General features: G+C 71.4%; 2 protein-coding genes. One reads left to right on the top strand and one right to left on the bottom strand.

What is annotated here, in order from left to right:
* Positions 1 to 404, top strand: a 404-nt coding sequence (gene crcB / locus ACY35P_RS15530) for a fluoride efflux transporter CrcB (RefSeq protein ID WP_462116738.1), incomplete at its 5' end; no start/stop codon positions are given.
* Here crcB and pepQ read toward each other — a convergent pair.
* Positions 405 to 1,730 carry a Xaa-Pro dipeptidase gene (gene pepQ / locus ACY35P_RS15535; protein WP_462116739.1) on the bottom strand — a complete coding sequence of 442 codons (1,326 nt, stop codon included), beginning with the start codon at positions 1,728 to 1,730 and terminating at the stop codon, positions 405 to 407.
* Positions 1,731 to 1,798: the final 68 nt, after the last annotated feature.

Raw genomic sequence — 1,798 nt, forward strand, 5'->3', positions numbered from 1 at the left:
CGTGCCGGAGCCGACGGGCTGACATGCGCGAGGTGCTGCTCGTGGGCGCCGGCGGCTGCCTCGGCGCGATCGCGCGTCACCTGCTCGGCGGCGTGCTCGCCGCGGCGCCGGGGGCGCACCGTTTTCCGCTCGGCACGCTGGTGGTCAACGTGCTGGGCTGTGCGCTCATCGGCGTCTTCGCCGCGCTGGCCGAACGCATGCCGGGGCTGGAAGGCCCGGCGCGACTGTTCCTGGTGACCGGCTTGCTGGGCGGCTTCACCACGTTTTCGGCGTTCGGTCTGGAGACGACGCTGCTGCTGCGGCGCGGCGACGCCGTCCTGGCGGGCAGCTACGTGGCCGCGAGCGTCGCGCTCGGGCTCGCGGCGGTCTGGCTGGGCATGCGCCTGGCCACCGTGGCCCGCTGATCAGCCCTCGGCGAAGGCCTCGCGCGTCAGGTTGACCGGCTCGCCGTCGGTGCAGACGACGTCGTCCTCGATGCGGATGCCGCCGAACGGGCGGAACGCTTCGACGCGCGCCCAGTCGACCGCGTCGGCATGCGCGCCCTCGCGCAGTTCCTCGAGCAGCATGTCGATGAAGTAGAGGCCCGGTTCGATCGTCACCGCCATGCCCGGCGCCAGCGTGCGCGTGAGGCGCAGGTACGGATGGCCTTCGGGCTTCGGCAGCGTACCGTCGCCCGCATCGTTCGCGGCGAACCCCGCGACGTCGTGCACCTGCAGGCCGATGCCGTGGCCGATGCCGTGCGGGAAGAACGTGCTGCTGACGCCGGTCTCCACCGCCGACTCCGCCGACATGCGGAGCACGCCGTGGTCTCGAAGGATCCGCGCGAGGGCGAGGTGGGCATCGAGATGGATGCGGCGGTAGTCGACGCCCGAACGCACCTGTGCGCACATGCCGCGCTGCGCGGCGTCGACGGCGTCGACCAGCGTCTGGAAGTCGTCCGTGCGGTCGTGGGAGTAGGTGCGCGTGATGTCGCAGGCGTAGCCGCCGTGGCTCGCGCCGGCATCGATCAGAAAGCTGCGCAACGCGGCCGGCGCGTCCCGGTCGAGCTCGGTGTAGTGCAGCACGGCGCCGTGCTCGTTGAGCGCGACGATGTTGCCGTACGGCAGGTCGTTGGCGTCCTGCCGCGCCGCAGCGCAGTAGGCGAGGTGGATGTCGAATTCCGAACGCCCCTCGCGGAAGGCGGCTTCCGCGGCGCGATGCGCGCGCACCCCGATGCGGGAGGCCTCGCGCATCATCGCGACCTCGTAGGGCGTCTTGAATGCGCGGTGGTATTCCAGGTAGGCGACGACCGCGGCCGGGTTGTTCGGCGCATAATCGCCGAGCGCGCTCTGCGGTTCGCCGAGGATCGCGCTCCTGCCGGGAGGGGGCAGGTGCGCCCGGGCTTCGTCCGGCGTGCGGATCACGACGACATCGAACTGATCGACCCACCATCCGCTGGGCGTCCGGGGGACGACATGCCAGTAATCGCGCGGCTGCAGGAACACGAGCTTCGGCCGCTGGCCCGGGGTCGCGACGATCCAGCTTCCCGGCGTGCGCGTGAGCGGCAGCCACGCCTTGAACTGCGGGTTCACCGCGTAGGGGTAGTCTCGATCGTCGAACACCTGGTAGTGCAGGTTGCCACTGGGCACCACGAGGTGATCGAAGCCGCCGCGCTCCAGCGCCATGGCGGTGCGGGCCTGCAGCACTTCGACGTGGCGGGCGAACAGGGAGGCCGGGGCGTGATCGGTCATCTCGACAGGGACGGGGGGCGAGGACATGGATTCTGACCTATCCGCCGAGGCAGCGCCCGAGCGCCGCG

This window comes from Lysobacter xanthus (assembly GCF_047159895.1).

Bases quoted from the DNA above. Each gene is read 5' to 3' on its own strand.
- pepQ (WP_462116739.1), bottom strand. From the start codon at position 1,730: ATGACCGATCACGCCCCGGCCTCCCTGTTCGCCCGCCACGTCGAAGTG.